This window comes from Paraburkholderia diazotrophica (assembly GCF_900108945.1).
In the GTDB taxonomy this organism is placed as follows: domain Bacteria; phylum Pseudomonadota; class Gammaproteobacteria; order Burkholderiales; family Burkholderiaceae; genus Paraburkholderia; species Paraburkholderia diazotrophica.
Genome location: NZ_FNYE01000020.1, coordinates 71,160 through 89,741 on the forward strand (window position 1 = coordinate 71,160; position 18,582 = coordinate 89,741).

Sequence of the window (18,582 nt, forward strand, 5' to 3'; positions counted from 1 at the left end):
GATTTTCCCTAGAGTAGGGTATTTGCAAGCAATCGGCCGTACCACCACGAATTGTATGCATTCAAAAACATACTTGCGATATCTCGCCAGAGCCATCGGTTGACGCCGCCTCATCTGATCTACAATCAGCGACACATAGGGCGTCCCGCATCCGCCCGGGCGCCACTGGAGAGAAGAAATGGAATCCCAGCAAGAACGTGTGTTGGTGTACCTGCGCGACCTGATACTGAAGGGCGAATTTGCGCCGGGCGAACGCCTGGGAGAGGTGGCGCTCGCCGAGCGGCTCAAGGCGTCGCGCACGCCGGTTCGGCTGGCCCTCACGACGCTCGAACAGGAAGGGCTCGTCGAGCCGTCTCCGGCAGGCGGATACGTCATGCGGCGCATCACGTCCGCGGAAATCTCCGATGCGATCGCAGTGCGCGGACACCTCGAAGGCATGGCTGCGCGTCTGGTCGCAGAACATGGCGTGCCGCGGCAACTGTCCAACGCGTTGAGCGAATGCCTGCGCGCGGGCGACCGGCTGCTCGCAAAATCAGAACTCGATCTCGACGACTACGCCGCATATACGGACATGAACAACCGTTTTCACAAGCTGATCGTCGAGGGCTCGGGCAACGCGGCGCTGATTCGTGCGATCGAAATGAACAACCGCCTGCCGTTCGCCGCAGCCAGCGCGATGCTGCCGATGCAGTCCGCCATCGAAGAAGGGCGTCAATGGCTCTTCATGGCCCATCAGCAGCATCACAGCCTCGTGCAGGCGATGGAGCACGGCGAAGGCACGCGCGCGCAGGCGCTCGCGACCGAACACGTACAGATCGCGCAAAGGAATCTGACCTATGCGCTCGAGCGTCCAGAGGTGTATATGAAGCTCGCGCCGGCCTTGCAGCTTGTCGCCGAGGCTGTTCTGTAAGCGGCGCAACCGTTCATCGCCGCGTGCGGCAGTTTTGCGCCGTGTTGTTTTGCCTGATGACCAATGTCCTTTGCGACTACGGCGCTTTTCACGACTCCCCGCTCGTGCTAACGCTCGCCGCCTGATGCAACGTGAGCGGCGCCGCGATGAACGCTGCGCGCCGCCATCCATCGGGGACTCGCCGATCACCGTATAGCCGGGAATCGACGAGGTCACGTAACCGAACGACATGAAGCCGACGAGCGCGCCGCAGAACATGCCGCGATAGCGCTGCGGAATGAATTCGGCGAGGAACGGCGCGATGACGACGGCCTCGGCGCCCGATCCGCATCCAGCCAGGATGCGAAGCGCAAAGAAGACGTGCCAGTCGTTGACCATGCCGCTCGCAAACGACGCGACGCAATAGATCGAAAGCGCGGACATCATGATGCGGCGCCGGCCGATGATGTCCACGAGCACGCCCGACAGGAACGCGCCAAAAAAGTACCCCGTCTATGTGCTGCTCGCGACGAGCCCGCTTTGCACCCTCGACAGGTGCCATAGCTTGCTGACCACGGGCCACAGAAGCGTGAGCGACGAAGGATCGGGTCCGTCGAACATGTAGCCGAGTCCGCCGATCACGAGCAGCTTGCGGTGAAAGCCCGACAGAGGCAGCCGCTCGCGTGCCCACGGCGACGCAATTCAGCGAGCGTCGCTTCGGGGATGCGCGCTTCGGCGCCGCCGAAGTCCACGATTGCTTTACGCTCGCAGAGCCGCTCATCTACGAAGCAATGGGCCTCGCTCCGCGCGGAGAGGGACATCGCGTGATCGACGAAGGTCTGGTCGAGGCAGACGGCGTGTTGCCTGTGAATCTGTCTGTCGGACTCAAAGCGAAAGGTCACCCCATCGTGCGACAGGGTTTCGATGCATGCATTGGCGTTCAGGCAACTCATCAGTGACGCCGTGGCCACCTTTCGCCGCGCCTTCAATCGACATCGAAGGCGCGCGTAAACCCGCTTGTCAGCCGTTTTTTTCCATGAAACACTGGGTCGCATCTGCTGTGCCGGATTCGATTCCGATATACCAGACACAACGATGTGCGCGATCCGTCGGTTCACGCGTGCGCGCAGCCATGACCGCTACGGTCGCGAGTTCCGTCCAGAATGGAATTCCTTTCACAAAGGTCGAAAATGAGACTGTTCAAAGAAAGCGTAAAGTTCGCCTGTTTGTCCGCCGTCGTCGGCCTGCTGGCACTCACCGGCTGCACCAAGGTCGCGACGCCCGGCCAGGATGCCGCGACCGGCTCGACCTTGCAGGCCGTCCTGCAACGCGGCACGCTGCGTGTCGGCGACTGTCTGACCTTCGCGCCATTCGGCTTCTACGACAAGAACGGACAACCAGACGGCTATGACGTCGACCTCGCGAAAGAACTGGCGAAGCAGATGGGCGTGAAGCTCGAAATGGTCAACACGACGAGCGCGAACCGCATTCCGAATCTGCAGACTGCCAAGGTCGACGTGGTCTTCTGCAACTTCACGCGCAACCTCGAACGTGCGAAGGAAATCACGTTCACGACGCCATACGTCGTCGCGAGCGAGGCGCTGCTCGTCAAGAAGAGCAGCGGCATTCAGTCGGTGAAGGACATGTCGGGCCATACGATCGCAACCGTCAAGGGCTCGACGAACGGCGACGAAGTGCGCGCGCTGGGTATCCCCGTGAAGATCCAGGAATACGACAGCTCGGAAGCCGCCATTCTCGCTGTCAAGCAGGGCCAGGCCGACGCAATGATCGAGGACAATAACTTCCTCGCCTATCAGGCGAAGCTGGACCCCGAACTGACCGTCACCAACGAAGCCCTCGTGCCGCTCGAATACAACGCGTTCGGTGTGAAATCGGGCGATCAGGTCTGGCTCAACTACCTGAATCTGTTCCTGTTCAACATCAACGCGTCGAAACAAAACGCGCAGCTGTACACGAAGTGGTTCGGCACCGCGCCCCGCTATCCGCTCAACCCACAGTTCTGAACACGAACGCGCGACGCAAGCGCCCGTACGCCTTTGCGAAGGAATGGCGATGAGTTATCAATGGCTGACCCTGTGGGGCTACGTGCCCGAATTTTTTCAGGCCGCGTGGCTCACGTTGCAGGTCACGCTGCTCGCATTTTGCGTAGCGCTGATTCTCGGTCTGCTGACCGCGCTCGCGGGCGCTTCGCATCTCGCGCCGCTGCGCGTCGTCGCGCGTTGCTATATCGAGCTGATCCGCAACACGCCTGTCTTGCTGCAGATATTCATCGTGTTCTTCGCTTTGCCGTCGCTGGGTTTGAACCTGAGTGCGTACACGGCGGGCGTGATCGCGCTCGGCGTGAATGTGGGCGCGTATATGGCGGAAGTTTTCCGCGCTGGCATTCAGTCAGTGCCGCGCGGACAGATCGAAGCGGCCGGCATTCTTGGCCTGGGCCGTTCACAGGTCTTCATCGAAGTCGTATTGCCGCAAGCGGCGCGCGCCGTCTATCCAGCCATCGTCAACAACCTGATCCAGTTGCTGCTAGGCACGTCGCTGCTGTCCGCGATCGCGTTGCCTGAACTGACGGGCACGGCGACCGTGATCAATGCGCGAACCCTGCTCTATATCCAGACGTTCTCGGTGACGCTGATCGCGTATCTGCTACTGAGCAACTGTCTGTCATGGATCGCGGAGCAGATCGGCGCGCGCATGTTCCACCCGCCCCTCATGCTCAAGCAGCACACGCGTCGGCGGCTTCTGCTGATGCCGCGTCAGGCGAACCGCACGTGAACCATCGAAGGGGAAACCGTCCATGTCAACCGAACTGCTGACGACCAGCCTGTCGATCCTGCTGCAAGGACTGGTCGCGACCTTGCTGCTCTCCGCGGCATCGATTGCCGGCGGCACGCTGATCGGCCTGCTCGCCGCGGTACTGCGCTCGTTCGGACCGTGGGGCAGCGCGCGCGTCGCGAAGCTCTACACCGAACTGTTTCGCGGCACGCCCGTGCTCATCACGCTGATGTTCATCTATTTCGGCGTGTCGTACTTCGGCTATGCGATCGATGTGTTCGCGGCGGGCGTCGTCGGCTTGAGCGTGTACCAGGGCGCCTATATCGCCGAGGTGTTCCGCTCGGGCATCGAAGCCGTACCCAAAGGGCAATGGGAAGTTTCGCAGATTCTCGGTCTCAGCAAGACGCAGACGTTCTTCTCGGTCGTGTTGCCGCAGACGGGCAAGATCGTGTTGCCGCCGCTGATCGGTCAGTACCTGTCGCTGATCAAGGACACCTCGATCGTCAGCATGATCGGCATGTCGGAACTGATGCATGGCGGTCAGGCCATCGTCGACCGCGTCGGCAAGCCGGTCGAAATCTATGGACTCGTCGCCGTGCTGTACTTCGTCGTGTGTTTCCCGCTGTCGCAGTGGGTGCGCCACCATGATCGTAGGAGCGTGTTGTCATGACCACATCCATCGGGTCCAGGCCAGTTATCAACCTGAACGGCGTCAGCAAATCGTTCGGCGCGACGAAGGTGCTGAAGGAAATCAATCTCGAAGTGCGCCCCGGCGAAGTGCTCGTGCTGATCGGCGCGTCCGGTTCGGGCAAGAGCACGGTGCTGCGCATCATGGCCGGTCTCGAAACGGCCGATTCCGGCGAAGTCTGGGTCAACGAAGTACCGCTCCACGATGTGCGTCGCGCGAAGGAAATCCGCGGTCACGTTGGCATGGTGTTCCAGCAGTTCAATCTGTTTCCGCACAAGACGGCGCTCGGCAACGTGACGCTCGCGCTGATCAAGGCGCGCAAGATGAGTCCCGCCGATGCGCGCAAACGCGCAATGGACGTGCTCGACCGCGTGGGCCTCGCCGATCGCGCCGAACATTATCCGAGCCAGTTGTCGGGCGGCCAGCAGCAGCGTGTCGCGATTGCGCGGGCGCTGGCCGTCGAGCCCGGCATCATGTTCTTCGACGAAGCAACCTCCGCACTGGACCCGGAACTAGTCGGCGAAGTCACGGAAGTCATGCGCGGCCTGGCGCGCGACGGCATGACGATGGTCGTCGTCACGCACGAAATGGGCTTTGCGCGCAAGACGGCGGACCGCGTCGTGTTTATGGACAAAGGCGTGATCGCCGAACAGGGCGTGCCGGAGGAGATCTTCGTCACGCCGCAGAACGAGCGGACCAGGCAGTTCCTGCACCGCGTACTCGATCATTGACGCATCGCATCCATCGCATCCATCGCACAAGAACGAACGACAACAACAGAAGAACGAACTGCGATCCCTATCGCCGACGGAGTCTACGGAATGTCTGCATCAGAATCGTCACGGGCCCGGGGGGTGGACCGCGTGATCGGCATTTTCAGGGAGCTACATGTTGCGCGGCGTCCACTGACGATGCGCGAGCTGATCGAGGCGACGCGTGCGCCGCGTTCGAGCGTCTACGAGCTGGTCACGATACTCACGGAGGCGGGCTGGCTCGAAACAGCCGCCGACGGCAGCGTGTTTTTCGGACGCGAGATGCACTACTACGGCGCCGATTACGCGATGCACAACGATCTCATCACGCGCGCTCATCAAACCATACTCGGTCTCGTGCGCAAGTACGACGAGACCACGCAACTGTGCATGCTCGAAGGCAACAAGTACACGGTAGTGCTGTCGGAGAACAGCGCGCGCCCGTTCAACATCACCTCCGATATCGGCGTGAAGGTGCCGATCCCGTGGACGGCAACGGGGCGCCTGTTGCTCGGACATCTGACCGACGCGGACGTCCACGCGCTTATTCCGGATGAAGACTACGTACTGGATGACGGCCGCCGCATCGGATTCGACGACTTCATGCGGGACGTTCGCGATGCGGGTGCGCGGGGCTATTGCTGCACGGAGGGCCTTTCGATGTCGTTCCGGCTTTGCATGGCCGCGCCTGTGCGCGATCGTACCGGCCTGCCCATCGCGGCGCTGTGCTTCATGACGGGGCGCGACACTGATCCCGCCAGGCGTGCCGCGATGCTCGACGATCTGATTGCCTCGGCGAAGGCGTTGTCGCAGCCATCGATGCGTACGTGAAACCGGCCGTGATCGTCAATACCAGCGGTGGTTCTTGCACCGCCTGCCGTCGGGTACCAGCGTCAATCTGCCGATGAGTGCACGGCTTGCGATCATCACAGCACATCGTCGATGTAGGGTCTGTGACTGGGCATCTTCCCTGTATACGGCCAATAATGATCCTGCATATACTCCTGCAAGCCGCCTCGAAGTAGCGCACATTTTCTCCGCCGCATCGGGTAGTTTCTTTATCGACACGATCAAACGGGTCAACCGCGTACGCCGTCTGCTGTCATACCGTTCGGCGCAGCATCGCGAGCGCTACGTCGAACGTGCGAAGCGGTACCTGCATCTGCTCGAAATACCCGAACACTAGCGTAATGAAGAAGCGTCGGAGGCGATGCGCGAGCATCATTTGCTGATACGCTCGACGCCCTCTCGCGCATCAGCGAGATTCTTGAACCCCAAGGCCGCAGCCTGAAAACGAGGTTGCGACGAGAGCATCCATGACTATCGATCAATCCGTTATCACCGCGTTCACGCCGAGCGGCAAGCTGCGCGCGTCGATCAATCTCGGCAATCCGATTCTTGCGAACAGCAACCCCAAAACGGGCGAACCGTTCGGCGTGTCCGTCGATCTCGCACGTGCGTTTGCCAGGAAGCTTGGCGTCGAACTGGAGCTGGTTGTCTTCGATGCGGCGGGCAAATCGGTTCAAGCCGTAAGCGAAGGGCGCGCGGATTTCGGCTTCTTCGCCGTCGATCCGTTGCGCGGGGAAACGATTGCCTTCACGGCACCGTATGTGTTGATCGAAGGTTTCTATCTCGTACGCGATGACTCGCCCGTGAGAACGAATGCAGATGTGGATCAGCCGCATAACCGTGTCGCCGTCGGCAAAGGAAGTGCTTATGACCTGTTCCTGACACGCGAACTGAAGGCTGCGCAGATTGTTCGCGCGCCCACTTCGCCGGCTGTCGTGCAGACGTTCCTCGAACAGAATCTCGAAGTCGCAGCGGGCGTGAAGCAGCAACTCGAAGCGGATGCAAAGAAAACGGCCGGCCTGCGGCTGCTCGATGAACGGTTTATGGTGATCCAGCAGGCGATGGGCACGCCGAAAAGCCGTGGCCAGCCGGCCGCAGCGGCGCTTCATGCATTCGTCGAGGAGATGAAGACTTCAGGGTTCGTTGCCGATGCATTGGCCAGGCATGGGATCGCAGGGGCGTCGGTCGCGCCTGAGGCGTAACCGCTGTTCAGTTCGCACTGGTCGACGATCAAAGCACGGACGGGTCCCACTCTGAAAGCGGCCATCAGTCGCACACGGACGATTGGCCGCGCTTGTCCAATCTGGCACCACGCACGGAGTGACGACGCTATCACGACAGAGCTGAACGCGGTGTCGTGGATCTTCAGTCACCCGATGCACCGCAAACGACGCGCTGGTTCGTGACCGAGATGCTGTGTGAAGAACTGGATCCTTGGACACGGCACGGACTCGTCATGAACCATGTTTTACTGAGAGTCATCGCCCTGATAGAACTTCCGCCCCGAGCCCGAACTGACTGAAGTCGTGGCGACACCGCCGTAGCCGTCACTCGTCTTGAGCGCATCGAGACGTCGCTGTGCTGCCTGGATATTCTCGGGATAAGCAGTGGAATCTGACGTCGACGGGTTATAGCCCGCATTCTCGATTTGGATGACCTGCTGCCGGACCTGTTCGCGCGTGAGCGGTGCCGTTGATTGTGCATATGCGGCAAGCGGCAACAGCAAGGCTGCAGAAAGCGCCGCGGTATTGGCAATAAGCTTCATGGTGGCCTCCGATAGGGCTTTAGCGTAAACCCCATCTTACCCCCAGAAACGGGTACGACACGCCACACGCGACGCAACTGCGAAGCGCACTCGTTACAGTCGATGACAGACGCATTGCGCGTGTCACCTTCAATTCATGCTCGCTGTTTCGTAGTGCTCCTTGCAGGAAAACACGCTGAAAAACCGATCGTTTGCCTAAGGCGCAATTTCTTCCAGGCTTCGCTCGCGGGTCTCCGTCATCTTCATCGCGCAGAGCGCGCCGAACACGGCCACCATCGCGAACATCACGAACACGGAAGCGATACCGCGCTTGTGCAGCAGCAACCCGGCAAGCGATGGCCCGACGGCGGATGCCAGGCGCAGCCACGACGTCGCGAGCCCGGTGCTGGTCGCGCGCATTCGGGTCGGATAGACCTCGGGCGTGTACAGATAGAGCACGGCCGCGATCGAGCCCACGAGTCCATAACTGAGCGTGCCGAGTACCATCGCGCTCCATACGTCATGCGCGCCGAAGAGACCGAGGCACGCGAACAGGACTGCTGCAAGACAGAATGCCGCCACTGTCCAGTTCCTGCGCCCTACGCGATCGATCACATACGCGCAGACGAGCAGCAACGCAACCTGCGCGACATTCGTCATCGATGCAGCGCGCAGTGCCGTCTGCAACGGCAGGTGATAGAGCGACCGGTACAGCGTCGGCAACCAGTTGTTCAGGCTGTTCGCAATGAAGAACGCACTCGCCCAAAGCGCCCACACGACAAGCGTGCGGCCGCGATAGAACGGCGACAGCAGTTCGCGCCAGCCGGCGCGCGCATTCACGGTGGCGTTTTCCGGCTGCTTTCTCTGACTCGGTGTAATGCGACGATCGGTGCTCGCTTCCATATCCCTGACGACGGTTTCCGCTTCCGCGAGACGCCCTTTCGAAATCAGCCAGCGCGGCGATTCCGGCAATCGCGAAACAAGCAACGCGATCGCGAGGCCGGGCACCGCGCCGATCCAGAACATGACCTTCCATCCGATGACAGGGACGAGCCACGCGCCGACCTGCCCCGTCGCCATCAGTCCAACGGGAAAGATCAGCTCATACAGCAGAAAGTACTTGCCGCGCCCGTGTGCATTCGAAAGCTCGCTGATGTATGTCGCAGCGACGGGCATCTCTCCGCCGACGCCAATGCCCTGCACGAAGCGGCACACAAGCAGCATCGCGAAACTGCCGCTCATCGCGCAGCCCATGCTCATCACGGACATGATCGCAATCGCGATGGTCGCACTGCGAATCCGCCCACGCCGCTCCGCATACCAGCCGAAGATCAGCGCACCGACGAATTGCCCGATGTAACTCGCTCCGATCAGAACGCCGATTTCGAGCGGCTCGATATGCCACAGGCCGATCAGCACGGGCAGCACGAAAGCGATCGACAACGCGTCGAATGCGTCGAAGAACGTCGCGCTACCGATGATGATGCGAGCCTTCGTATGCCATCGCGAGAACGGCACGCTCTCGATGCGCCGGATCAGTGCCGCCTTCGCCGCGTCTGCCGTGGCATGAACGGCCGCATTCTGCGCGGCTTCCTGCCTCACCGCGCCAGGCAGCGCATTGCTTTCTTGCATTGTCGTCTCCTCTCCCCGTCGTTCTGGTCAGTGCAATGCGTACGCGGCGACCAGCGCGATGACGACCACGAGGCACAACGCCCAGGTCAGGGTCTTGCTGCTCGCGCCCTCGGATCTTTGCGCAGATGCGTGCTGTGTCGCGTCGGGAGCCGCATGCAAGGTCGAGCCGCCCGATACGGCATCGGCTGCCATCGCTCCGTTGTCGCGCGCTGCGTGCTCCTGCGGACCGACGACGGCCGCCGTGAAGCGGCCAAAGAAGTCTTCGGCCATCTTCCGCGCGACACCGTCGATCAGGCGCGCGCCGACCTGTGCGAGACGACCGCCGACCTGTGCGTGCGACCGGTACACGAGACGCGTGCCGCCGCCGTCCGCCAGCAGATCGACATGCGCCCCACCCTTGCCGAACCCGGCCGCGCCACCCGACCCTTCGAAGGTCATCGAATACGATTGCGGCGGCTGCAGATCGGTCAGCATCATCTTGCCCCTGAAGCGCGCCTTGATCGGGCCGACTGTCGCCGCCATCACCATCTGAAACTGGTTGTCGTCGACGCGTTCGAAAGACTCGCATCCCGGTACCGACGCCTTGAGAATCTCCGGATCGTTCAACGCAGCCCATACGCGTTCGCGTGGCAGCGGCAGAATCTGTTCGCCTGTCAGTTCCATGTACAACTCTCCTTGTCGGCCGCGATCGAAGCGCGCAATTCAGCGCGCTACAAAAGACAGCGGCTTGCGATGATGTGTATCCGGCGCGTGGCCGCGCCGCTTTGTGCCGCTTTGTACCGCTTCGTTCAGCGTCAGCCGAGAATGTGTTCCCATTTCGCGCGCGTCTTTTCCTGCAACTCCTTGCTCGCCTCCGCGACTTGCGGAAACTCGTGCAGAAAATCGAACGGACGGCATGCGTCGATGACTGCCTTCGAGTTGAACGGCGCCTTGTACGGGTTTGCAATCGACATCGGATCGTTCTTCGAACCCATTCCGCGCTTGACGATGTCGATATCGATGTCGGGATCGGTGCGTGTTGCAACGGCCCACATCACTTCCTGAAGATTGGCAGGATCGATATCGTCGTCGACCACGATCGAATAGCGCGACATATAAGCGCCGACGCCGCACTGGCTAAGAATGTGTCCCGCCTGGCGCGCATGGCCCGCGTAGCGCTGACGGATCGCCACGACATTGAACATGCGCGCGCCGCCTATTTCATGCGCCCACACGCCGGCGACGTCCGGCACGCCCGCCGCCTGCAGCGCATCGACGAGCAGCGCCGAGCGCATCACGGCCTTCGAATACGAATAGTCGTTCGGCGGCTTGGCGGGCGGACTCCCCATGATGATCGGGTTGTTACGGTAGTAAATGCGCTCGATCGTCACGACGGGCGCGGTCTCAGCCTTGCCCGGGTAATAGCCGTGAAATTCGCCGAACGGTCCTTCGATCCTGACGTCGCCGGGATGCGCATAGCCCTCGATCACGATCTCCGATGCGGACGGAAACGGCAGATCCGTCAGCTGTCCCTTCACCACGGAAACAGGCTGCTTCAATATCGCGCCGATATAGTTGTACTCGCACATGCCGAACGGCACTTCGATGCCTGAAATCAGATAGCCGAGGGGATCGCAGCCGATCACGATCGCAACGGGGAACGGCTTGCCCGCTTTCATGTGCTTGTCATACTGGATCGCACCATGCTTGCCTGGAATCATGTCGAGGCCGACGTGGTTCCTGTCGTGAATCATCACGCGATAGGTGCCGACGTTGATCCAGTCGGAGTCGAGATCCTTCGTGACGACCATGCAGCCCGTGCCGATGTAGCGTCCACCGTCTTTCTCATGCCACAGCGGCGCGGGAAACGAGAACAGATCGACGTCGGCGCCGGACTGGACGTTGTCGAACACAGGACCGCCTGAAGCCGTCACGGGCGCGTATTCGGGCGCGTGCGCCTGCCATTGCTTCGGCTTGCCGCGCAGCGTCTCCACGAGCGCGCGATGACTCGCCTGATGTCCGACGCGCAGAATCGAGGAAAGCCGCGCCGGACTTGCGGTGCTGCACGTCAGCGCGCGGTGTCCCTTCGGATAGCCAGGAACATCGTCGAAAAGCAGCGCGGCGGGCCGCTCCTTCTTCACGTTCAGCTCGCTGATCGCGCCCAGTTCCAGGTTCCAGTCGGCGCCCGATACGTCGGTCAGTTCGCCGAGCGCGCGCGCCTCGTCTAACCATGCACGCAGATCCAGCGAATGTGTGTTCGAACTCTGTGTCACGTCGTGTGTCTCCTGTCGAGCAGAGCCTTACTCTGATTCCAGGCAAGGTGGTTGATCTCGTACTGCAACATTGAAGCAACGCGTTACGCCGTGCAAACGACCATCGTTCATGTCACGGATGAGAAGGATTCATGCGACGCGGCGAGTCAGTCGAGTTCGCCGTCACGCGCGTTCGACGGTTCGCGTCGTCCATATCCGCCCGCGTATTTGAACGTGCCTTGCGCCGTGGCGATCAGCGTTTTCGAATCGATCCATGCTTCGCCGCGTGCGAAGAAGATCGAGCGGCCCTTCCGTTCGACAAAGCCTTTGCCGATCAACGTCGTGCCCACGCCCTTGTCGAGGAAGTTCAGCGTCAACGACAGCGTGACGCCGTGGATGGGACGTTGCGGGTCGGCGCTATACAGTCCCGAGTATCCGCACGCTGCGTCGAGCAACGTGGCCACCACACCGCCCTGCAGCACGCGCTGGCGATTGAGCAACTCCGGCTGCAGGTCGAGGCAAAACTCCGCATAGCCCTCGCGCCATTCGGTACGCGTCATGCCGAGGCTGGCAAGAAACGGATTTTCCAGCACATCGATGTCCATCGTTCTTCTCCCCTTCCGCGATCAGCGGCGCCTTTGCGTATCGCTTCTTGTTGTCCTTGCACTGCCGGCGTGCGTTTCCCTCGCGCGCAGAGCTGACCATTGCCGTGCCGTTGAACATTCGATGTTCCGGGTTTGTAACAATTGATTCATGTGCGCCGATGGAGGACGCTTCGTTCGACCGGACCAAGAGTGCCCGAGCGCTTTCGGCACGCGCAAACTAACTTTTCTCATGTCCGGCATGAAAAAGTTTCATTTCCGCGAGGGTCATAACGGGTCGATCATCCGTGCATCCGCCGGCTTTCGACCTTGCCCGCCGCGTGGACTTGCATCACCGCGCAGAGCCTCGGAGCGCGTGAATGAAACCCGCTACAATCCGTTACCAGGTGACTTGCGTTGCGCTGACATCCAGATGAGACCCTACATACCCTCTCTGCAGAGCTTGCTCGCGTTCGAGGCGGCATCGCGACATCTCAGCTTCACCCGTGCAGCACAGGAACTTGAGCTGACTCAAACGGCGATCAGTCATCAGATCAAGACGCTCGAGGAACGCCTCGAGGTGAAGCTGTTCGTGCGACGCCGCAATGTCCTGACGTTGACCCCTGCGGCACGCGAGTATCTGGATTCCGTGCACGAGGCAATCAATCTGTTGTCCCTCGCGACCGCACATGCGCGCAAGAAAAAGCCGAGCACGGTCCTCACGGTCACCTGTCTGCCCACGTACGCGGTCAAATGCCTGATTCCCGCGCTGCCCGAATTCCAGCGCGCGTACCCGGACATCACAGTGCATATCGCCACCAGCTCGACGTTCAACGAGTTCGACCGCAACAGCTACGACGTCGCGATCCGTTACGGTTCCGGACGCTGGGCATCGGCGCGCTCGGACCGTCTACACGGCGAGGAGTTCTTCCCCGTGTGCTCGCCCGCCATCCTCGCAGAAGCGGGCAAGTTCGGCTCGGTCGCGGAAGGTCTCGCGCGCATGCGGCAGATTCGCACCTACTTCTATTCGATGTATCAGGACGACTGGCCGGCGTGGCTCGAAGCCGCCGTGCGCGAGCCCGTCGAGTTCGCGGGCGAGTCGGTGTTTCACCTGCAACTGACATCGCTCGCTGCGGCTATCGACGGCGTCGGCATCGCGATCGGCCGCACGCCGCTCGTCAACGGCGATCTGGCAAGCGGCAAGCTCGTCGCGCCGTTCGATGTGCGTGTGCCTTCCAATTCCGCGTATTTCGTCTCGTCACCCAACGACAAGGCACGCACGAAAAAGGTCGAACTGTTCCGCGAATGGGCGCTCGCGCGCCTCGGCGAAAACGGTGACGCCGATCGCACAGCGGCGGCACGTCGCGTCACGGCGCCCTCGGTGCCGGAGCCTTGCTGAGTTCATGTCGACGCGTGCCCGACATCCCGTAGCCGAGCCGACCTGGCGCTCCGTTACGGCTCTGATCGAACAGCACCGGCGGGAAACCCCCAACAAGCCCGCGATCGTGGATGTCGACCGTCGCGTCAGCATGACCTTCGAACAGCTTGCGAATTGCGTCGACGCAATCGCCCGGCAATTCGCGCGGCGCGGCATCGCCAAAGGCGCGCGTATCGTGCTCGCCGATTGCGAGGCCCCCGACAAACTGCTGCTGTGGCTCGGCGCATGGCGTCTTGGTGCGATCGTGTGTCCGCTCGACGTGCTCTTCGTCGGCAATGAAACGGCGCGCAAGCTGCTCGACACGATCCAGCCGAAGCTCGTCGTGATTCCCGAAGACGCGCCCGATTCGGCCGCAGCGGGTGTGAATGCATCTGTCGTCCGCTTTACTTCATGGGCGTTCGGGGATCGCATGAACGCGAACCCCGGCAGAGACGCGATTGCCCTCGCCGCGGAACCCGACGTACAACACGACGACGCACAGCCGCTGCCCGACGGCGCGACGATATCCGAGCCCAGCGATATCGCGTCGATGTGCGCCACATCGGGCACGACGGGCGTGCCGAAAATTGTCGTGTACGACCACGGGTGCTACTGGCTCAACGGACTCGACAGCATCGATCTGCTCGGCCTGAATCGCGACGACCGCATGCTCGAGTACCGTTCGTTCGACTGGTATTCGGCGCAGATACTGAGCTTCATTCCGTTCCTGCAACTGGGCTCGACGCTGTGCATCGCGCGGCGCTTCTCGCGCAGCCGCTTCGTCGACTGGATTCGCGATCATCGGATCACGGTGTGTGCTGGCGTGCCGACGGTGCTCAACATGCTGCTCGAAGCGCCGCTCGACGTGCCCGCCGGCACGTTCGCATCGTTGCGCGCCATGACATGCAGCACGGCGCCGCTCTCGCCCGTTCAATGGCGGCGATTCGAACAGCTGTACGGCATCCGCATCCTGAATCTGTATGGATCGTCGGAAGCGGGATGGATGTGCGGCAACCGCCTGCATCGCCGCAAGGTAGGCACGGTCGGCTACCCGGCGGCGCACATCACATTCGATATCGTCGACCCTGAAGGCGTGTCGTGCGCCCCCGATGTCGAAGGCCAGGTCGTGGTCGACGGCGCAAAGCTCGCGCTGGGCATGCTGCAACAGGACGGCTCGCTGCTGCCTATACGCGGCACGCCGCTGTTCACGCGCGATATCGCCGCGCGCGACGCACAAGGCTTCGTGCGGATGGCGGCACGCATGGACGATCTCATCATTCGCGGCGGCGTCAAGATCGTTCCGCAGGAAATCGAAGAGGTGATGCGCTCGCATCCGCAGATTCAGGACGTCGCGGCATTGGGCGTGCCGGACCCGCTGTACGGACAGGAAACCGTGTGCTTCGTGGTCCCGCAGCCGGGCACCGCGCCGGACACCGAAGCGTTGCTCGCGCATTGCCGTGAGCACCTCGCGCGCGAAAAGGTGCCCAAGGATATCTTCTCGATCCAGTCGCTGCCGCGCAGCGCTCGCGGCAAGATCTTGCGCGATGCGTTGCGTCAGCAGTGGTGGCAGATCGTCAATTCGCGGCGCAACATGTCCGAACGGCAGTGCGAGTAGACGCGCTCCGCCTTTTCGCAATTCACGCGGCCAGCGCCGCCGTGCACACCGCACCCGGTTCCTGCTCGCGCTTTCCCTGTGCCACCTCCAGCGCGTGCGGCAGTCTCACGCCATTCTTCGCGGCCGTCATTTCCGCGGCAATCGACACTGCGATTTCCGGCGGTGTCCTGCTGCCGATATAGATGCCCGCGGGTCCATGAAGCCGCACGAGCTGCGCGTCGCTCAGATCGAAGAGCCTCAGCCGTTCGCGCCGCGCGTCGCTGTTGCGGCGCGAGCCGATGGCCGCCACATAGAACGCGTCGGTCTGCAGCGCATCGATCAGCGCGAGATCGTCGAGCTTCGGGTCGTGGGTCAACGCAACGACGGCGCTGTGCCCGTCGAGGCGCATGTCCAGCACCGTATCGTCGGGCATCGCCCGCACGACGCGCACGCCCGGCACCGCCCATGCGTCGGCGTATTCCTCGCGCGGATCGCAAACGGTCACCTGATAACCGAGACCGCTCGCGATGACGGCCAGGAAGCGCGACAGATCGCCCGCACCGATGATCAGCAGCCGATAGCGCGGACCATGCACGCTCACCAGCGTCTTGCCGTCGAAGCGCAACTGCTCGTCAGGCGATGCTCCCCGCAGCCGCGTGCGGCCGGTTGCCAGATCCAGTTCGCGCGCAATCAGATTGCCGTCCGCGATCTGATCGAGCAGTTCCATCATTGCCGTCAGCGATGCATCGCCAGCCAGCGGTTCGAGCACGAGTTGCATCGTGCCGCCGCATGGCAGACCAAAACGGCGGGCTTCCTCGGCGCTGACGCCGTAGGTCGCGACTTCGGGCCGCTCGCCCGCAACAAGTTGCGCGCGGGCTCGCGCCATCAGATCGTCTTCGATACAGCCGCCGGAGACCGAGCCGCTCACCACGCCGTCGTCGCGCATGGCGAGCAGCGCGCCGACGGGGCGCGGGCTCGAACCCCATGTGCGCGTCACCGTCACCAGCACGACATGGCGTCCCGCCTTGAGCCAGTCGACGGCGTGATGCAGCACGTTCACGTCGATGCTGTCCATCGTCTCCTCCTGAAGCCGCGAGCTCAGGCGGCGCGGTACGCCACCATCTGCAACTCGACGAGAAAGCCATGATGCAGTTCCGGAACGGGTACGACCGCGCGCGCGGGCTTGTGCGCGCCGAAGTGCTCCGCGTACAGGCGGTTGAATTCCGGCCAGTTCTTCACGTCGACGATATACGCGGTGCACTGCACGACATCCGTCAGTTCGCAGCCTGCTTCCGCGAGCACGTTGGTACAGTGTGCGAGCGTCGCGCGCACCTGGCGTTCGAAGTTGTCGGCGCCGTCTGTGGCGACACCGGGCCCGGGAAGCATGCCCGAGACGAATGTGAATCCGCCTGCCTGCACGGCCTGCGAGTAATGACCACCGGGGGACGGCGCCTTCGCGGTGAAGATGAAGTTCATGGTTAGACCTGTTCGGGTAAGGGTTTGCCGCGCGTTTCCGGCAGCCACGGCACGAGCACGAGACCGCCGAGATAGATGAAGCCGACCGTGACGGCCGCATGACCATATCCGCCGAAGCGGGCGATCAGCGTGCCGGCGACGAGCGGCCCCGTCCACGCGAGAAAACGCGGGACGTTGAAGCACAGTGCGATGGCAGTTCCGCGCACGCGCGTGGGATAGAGTTCGGGTAGCCACGTCGGCATCCACGTGTACTGGCCGAGACTGAAGAAGCCCGACACGCACGCGACCGCGAGCAGCAACGCGACATCGTGAGTCCACATGAAAAGCACGGGTGTAATGATGAAGGCCGCCGCGAAAAACAGAGCGGTGACGCGCTTGCGGCCGTAGGCATCGGCGAGAAAGCCGAGGCCGATATAACCGGCGATCGCGCCGACGTTGTAGGCCATCCCCGCGAAGCTCGCCCATTGCGCTGCATGCAGGCCGGCGCGCGCCGCGACAGCGCCGATATACGGCGGCACCCACGTCGAGATGCCCCACCAGCCCAGCGTCGTGCTGAGCGACATCAGTATCGCGATCCACGTGCGGCGGCGTAGCTTTGGATCGGCGAGCAGTTCGGTCAGCGTGAAGCGGGCGAGCGCCTGTTCACCGTCGTCGAGCACCGCGCCCGCCTTCTTGCGCTCGAGCGTCGCCTTGCGCCGCGCGTTCACGCGCTGCCATTGCTCCGATTCGGGGATGCCTGCGCGCATCCACAACGTCGCGAGCCCAGGCAGCACGCCGATCACATACATATAGCGCCACGCGTGCTCGCCCATTCCGCTTACGAAGAGCCAGATAAGCGACGCGACGAAGAAGCCCGTGCCGAGCCCGCATTGCATGAGCCCCGCGCCTTTGCCGCGATGACGGTCGGGCCAGATTTCGGCTGTCATTGCCGTGCCCGTTGCCCACTCCGAACCCATCGCGAGACCGACGACGAAGCGCAGCGCCGCGAACGACGCCCAGTCCCACGACAACGCGCTCAGTCCTGTCGTGAGCGAGTACGCCAGTATGGCGAGCATCATCATCCGCTTGCGGCCGACATAGTCGGTCAATATGCCGCCGACCAGACCGCCTAAGCCCCAGCCCAGCAGCGTCAGCGCGATCACGAGCCCTGCGTAGAACGGAATCTGCGCATGCGCCGACGGCTCCAGCAATTGCCCGAGCGCGACGCCCACGGTGAGAACGAGCGCATAGGTCTCGTAGCCGTCGAAGAACCAGCCGAGATTGGATGCGGCGAGCGCGCTCCACTGCTTGCGGCTGATCGCGCGATACCACACGACGTCCGCATCGGCGTCGCGTGACTGCACGCGCATGCCGGACCTCTCCTCCAGAGGTTGCTGCATCGACTGTCTCCTTGTTGTCGCACGTTCTTTTTCCGACGCACGTGCCGCCTGGAATTTACGCGGGCACAGCGCCCTCCGACCTGCGCATCCTCGCAGCGAGCTTCACAGCCTCGATGATCTCGGGGTACGCGGCGCAACGGCAGAGGTTACCCGACAGGAAATGCCTGATTTCGGCTTCCGTCGGATCGGGGTTGCGGTCGAGCAACTGGCGGCTCATCAGGATGAAGCCCGATGTGCAGAAGCCGCACTGGAACGCGCCGCATTCAATGAAGGCCCGCTGCACGACGTCGAGTTCGCCGCTCGCGTCGAGATGTTCGACCGTGGTGACTTCGCCGCCGTCGGCCATCGCCGCGAGGTACAGGCAGCCCGACACGCTCTCGCCATTGACGATCACCGTGCAGCAGCCGCACAGGCCCTGTCCGCAGCTTTCGCGTGCGCCGTAGAGCGCGAACTGCTGGCGCAGCACTTCGAGGATCGTATGATGCGGCTCGATCTCGGCGCTCACGTGTTCGCCGTTCAGCGTGAAATGAATCGTGATGGAAGTGGCGCTCATGGAT

Annotated in this window: 20 protein-coding genes and 2 pseudogenes; 11 read left to right on the plus strand and 11 right to left on the minus strand. The window is 62.3% G+C overall.

Annotation, left to right across the window (positions count from 1 at the left end; translation table 11 throughout):
• Positions 1–178 precede the first annotated feature (178 nt).
• On the plus strand, positions 179–910 hold the full coding sequence (locus tag BMW76_RS23645; protein ID WP_087736104.1) for a GntR family transcriptional regulator: 732 nt from the start codon (positions 179–181) through the stop codon (positions 908–910).
• Positions 911–1,159: 249 nt separating this feature from the next.
• Here BMW76_RS23645 and BMW76_RS41955 read toward each other — a convergent pair.
• Together BMW76_RS41955 and BMW76_RS42475 are read right to left on the minus strand one after the other, a co-directional pair.
• Positions 1,160–1,369: pseudogene (locus BMW76_RS41955) on the minus strand (MFS transporter); the annotation flags it as partial.
• Between the two features lie 33 nt (positions 1,370–1,402).
• Entirely contained in the window at positions 1,403–1,531 is a 129-nt protein-coding gene (locus BMW76_RS42475) for a hypothetical protein (RefSeq protein WP_281248544.1), read from the minus strand.
• A 41-nt stretch (positions 1,532–1,572) separates the two neighbouring features.
• On the opposite strand from BMW76_RS42475, the gene BMW76_RS41960 reads away from it, so the two are divergent.
• From BMW76_RS41960 to BMW76_RS23690, 8 genes and pseudogenes are all read left to right on the plus strand, one after another.
• Entirely contained in the window at positions 1,573–1,848 is a 276-nt protein-coding gene (locus BMW76_RS41960; protein WP_407669016.1) for a thiolase C-terminal domain-containing protein, read from the plus strand.
• Positions 1,849–2,079: 231 nt separating this feature from the next.
• Positions 2,080–2,913, plus strand: coding sequence for an ABC transporter substrate-binding protein (locus tag BMW76_RS23660; protein ID WP_090869524.1), 834 nt, complete (start codon positions 2,080–2,082; stop codon positions 2,911–2,913).
• Between the two features lie 49 nt (positions 2,914–2,962).
• Complete coding sequence (locus BMW76_RS23665; RefSeq protein WP_090869693.1) at positions 2,963–3,682, plus strand: amino acid ABC transporter permease; 720 nt, start codon at positions 2,963–2,965, stop codon at positions 3,680–3,682.
• Between the two features lie 22 nt (positions 3,683–3,704).
• Positions 3,705–4,352 (plus strand): amino acid ABC transporter permease, encoded by a 648-nt coding sequence (locus BMW76_RS23670; RefSeq protein WP_090869527.1) that lies wholly within the window; start codon positions 3,705–3,707, stop codon positions 4,350–4,352.
• Positions 4,349–5,101, plus strand: a complete 753-nt coding sequence (locus BMW76_RS23675; RefSeq protein ID WP_090869530.1) for an amino acid ABC transporter ATP-binding protein — start codon at positions 4,349–4,351, stop codon at positions 5,099–5,101. The genes BMW76_RS23670 and BMW76_RS23675 overlap by 4 nt, the downstream gene beginning before the upstream one ends.
• Positions 5,102–5,191: 90 nt before the next feature.
• Positions 5,192–5,953: an IclR family transcriptional regulator gene (locus BMW76_RS23680; RefSeq protein WP_090869532.1), complete on the plus strand. Its 762-nt coding sequence runs from the start codon at positions 5,192–5,194 to the stop codon at positions 5,951–5,953.
• Positions 5,954–6,167: 214 nt separating this feature from the next.
• A pseudogene (locus BMW76_RS41965) lies at positions 6,168–6,442 on the plus strand (hypothetical protein); the annotation flags it as partial.
• The gene (locus BMW76_RS23690) at positions 6,439–7,173 is read left to right on the plus strand and encodes an ABC transporter substrate-binding protein (RefSeq protein WP_090869534.1); all 735 of its coding nucleotides are present in this window, start codon (positions 6,439–6,441) and stop codon (positions 7,171–7,173) included. The pseudogene BMW76_RS41965 and the gene BMW76_RS23690, both read left to right, overlap by 4 nt.
• Before the next feature lie 266 nt (positions 7,174–7,439).
• Here BMW76_RS23690 and BMW76_RS23695 read toward each other — a convergent pair whose 3' ends face one another.
• The 5 genes from BMW76_RS23695 to BMW76_RS23715 form a co-directional block, all read right to left on the minus strand.
• Complete coding sequence (locus BMW76_RS23695) at positions 7,440–7,736, minus strand: DUF4148 domain-containing protein (protein WP_090869536.1); 297 nt, start codon at positions 7,734–7,736, stop codon at positions 7,440–7,442.
• A 195-nt stretch (positions 7,737–7,931) separates the two neighbouring features.
• Positions 7,932–9,347, minus strand: coding sequence for an MFS transporter (locus tag BMW76_RS23700; RefSeq protein ID WP_090869538.1), 1,416 nt, complete (start codon positions 9,345–9,347; stop codon positions 7,932–7,934).
• Between the two features lie 27 nt (positions 9,348–9,374).
• The gene (locus tag BMW76_RS23705) at positions 9,375–10,010 is read right to left on the minus strand and encodes an SRPBCC family protein (RefSeq protein WP_090869541.1); all 636 of its coding nucleotides are present in this window, start codon (positions 10,008–10,010) and stop codon (positions 9,375–9,377) included.
• 131 nt (positions 10,011–10,141) lie between these two features.
• On the minus strand, positions 10,142–11,599 hold the full coding sequence (locus tag BMW76_RS23710; protein ID WP_090869544.1) for a UbiD family decarboxylase: 1,458 nt from the start codon (positions 11,597–11,599) through the stop codon (positions 10,142–10,144).
• Between the two features lie 146 nt (positions 11,600–11,745).
• The gene (locus BMW76_RS23715) at positions 11,746–12,183 is read right to left on the minus strand and encodes a PaaI family thioesterase (protein WP_090869546.1); all 438 of its coding nucleotides are present in this window, start codon (positions 12,181–12,183) and stop codon (positions 11,746–11,748) included.
• 409 nt (positions 12,184–12,592) lie between these two features.
• Between BMW76_RS23715 and BMW76_RS23720 the strand changes: the two genes are divergently transcribed.
• Positions 12,593–13,558, plus strand: coding sequence for a LysR substrate-binding domain-containing protein (locus BMW76_RS23720; protein WP_090869549.1), 966 nt, complete (start codon positions 12,593–12,595; stop codon positions 13,556–13,558).
• A gap of 4 nt (positions 13,559–13,562) precedes the next feature.
• Positions 13,563–15,191 (plus strand): class I adenylate-forming enzyme family protein, encoded by a 1,629-nt coding sequence (locus tag BMW76_RS23725; RefSeq protein ID WP_090869552.1) that lies wholly within the window; start codon positions 13,563–13,565, stop codon positions 15,189–15,191.
• A 22-nt stretch (positions 15,192–15,213) separates the two neighbouring features.
• On the opposite strand, the gene BMW76_RS23730 is transcribed toward BMW76_RS23725, so the two are convergent.
• Genes BMW76_RS23730 through BMW76_RS23745 form a run of 4 tightly spaced genes read right to left on the minus strand, consistent with a single transcriptional unit; the run spans position 15,214 to position 18,578 of the window.
• Positions 15,214–16,245 (minus strand): XdhC family protein, encoded by a 1,032-nt coding sequence (locus BMW76_RS23730; RefSeq protein ID WP_090869554.1) that lies wholly within the window; start codon positions 16,243–16,245, stop codon positions 15,214–15,216.
• A 23-nt stretch (positions 16,246–16,268) separates the two neighbouring features.
• The gene (locus BMW76_RS23735) at positions 16,269–16,646 is read right to left on the minus strand and encodes a RidA family protein (protein ID WP_090869556.1); all 378 of its coding nucleotides are present in this window, start codon (positions 16,644–16,646) and stop codon (positions 16,269–16,271) included.
• Between the two features lie 2 nt (positions 16,647–16,648).
• Positions 16,649–18,025, minus strand: a complete 1,377-nt coding sequence (locus BMW76_RS23740; RefSeq protein ID WP_090869558.1) for an MFS transporter — start codon at positions 18,023–18,025, stop codon at positions 16,649–16,651.
• 55 nt (positions 18,026–18,080) lie between these two features.
• Positions 18,081–18,578: a (2Fe-2S)-binding protein gene (locus tag BMW76_RS23745; protein WP_090869560.1), complete on the minus strand. Its 498-nt coding sequence runs from the start codon at positions 18,576–18,578 to the stop codon at positions 18,081–18,083.
• Positions 18,579–18,582: the final 4 nt, after the last annotated feature.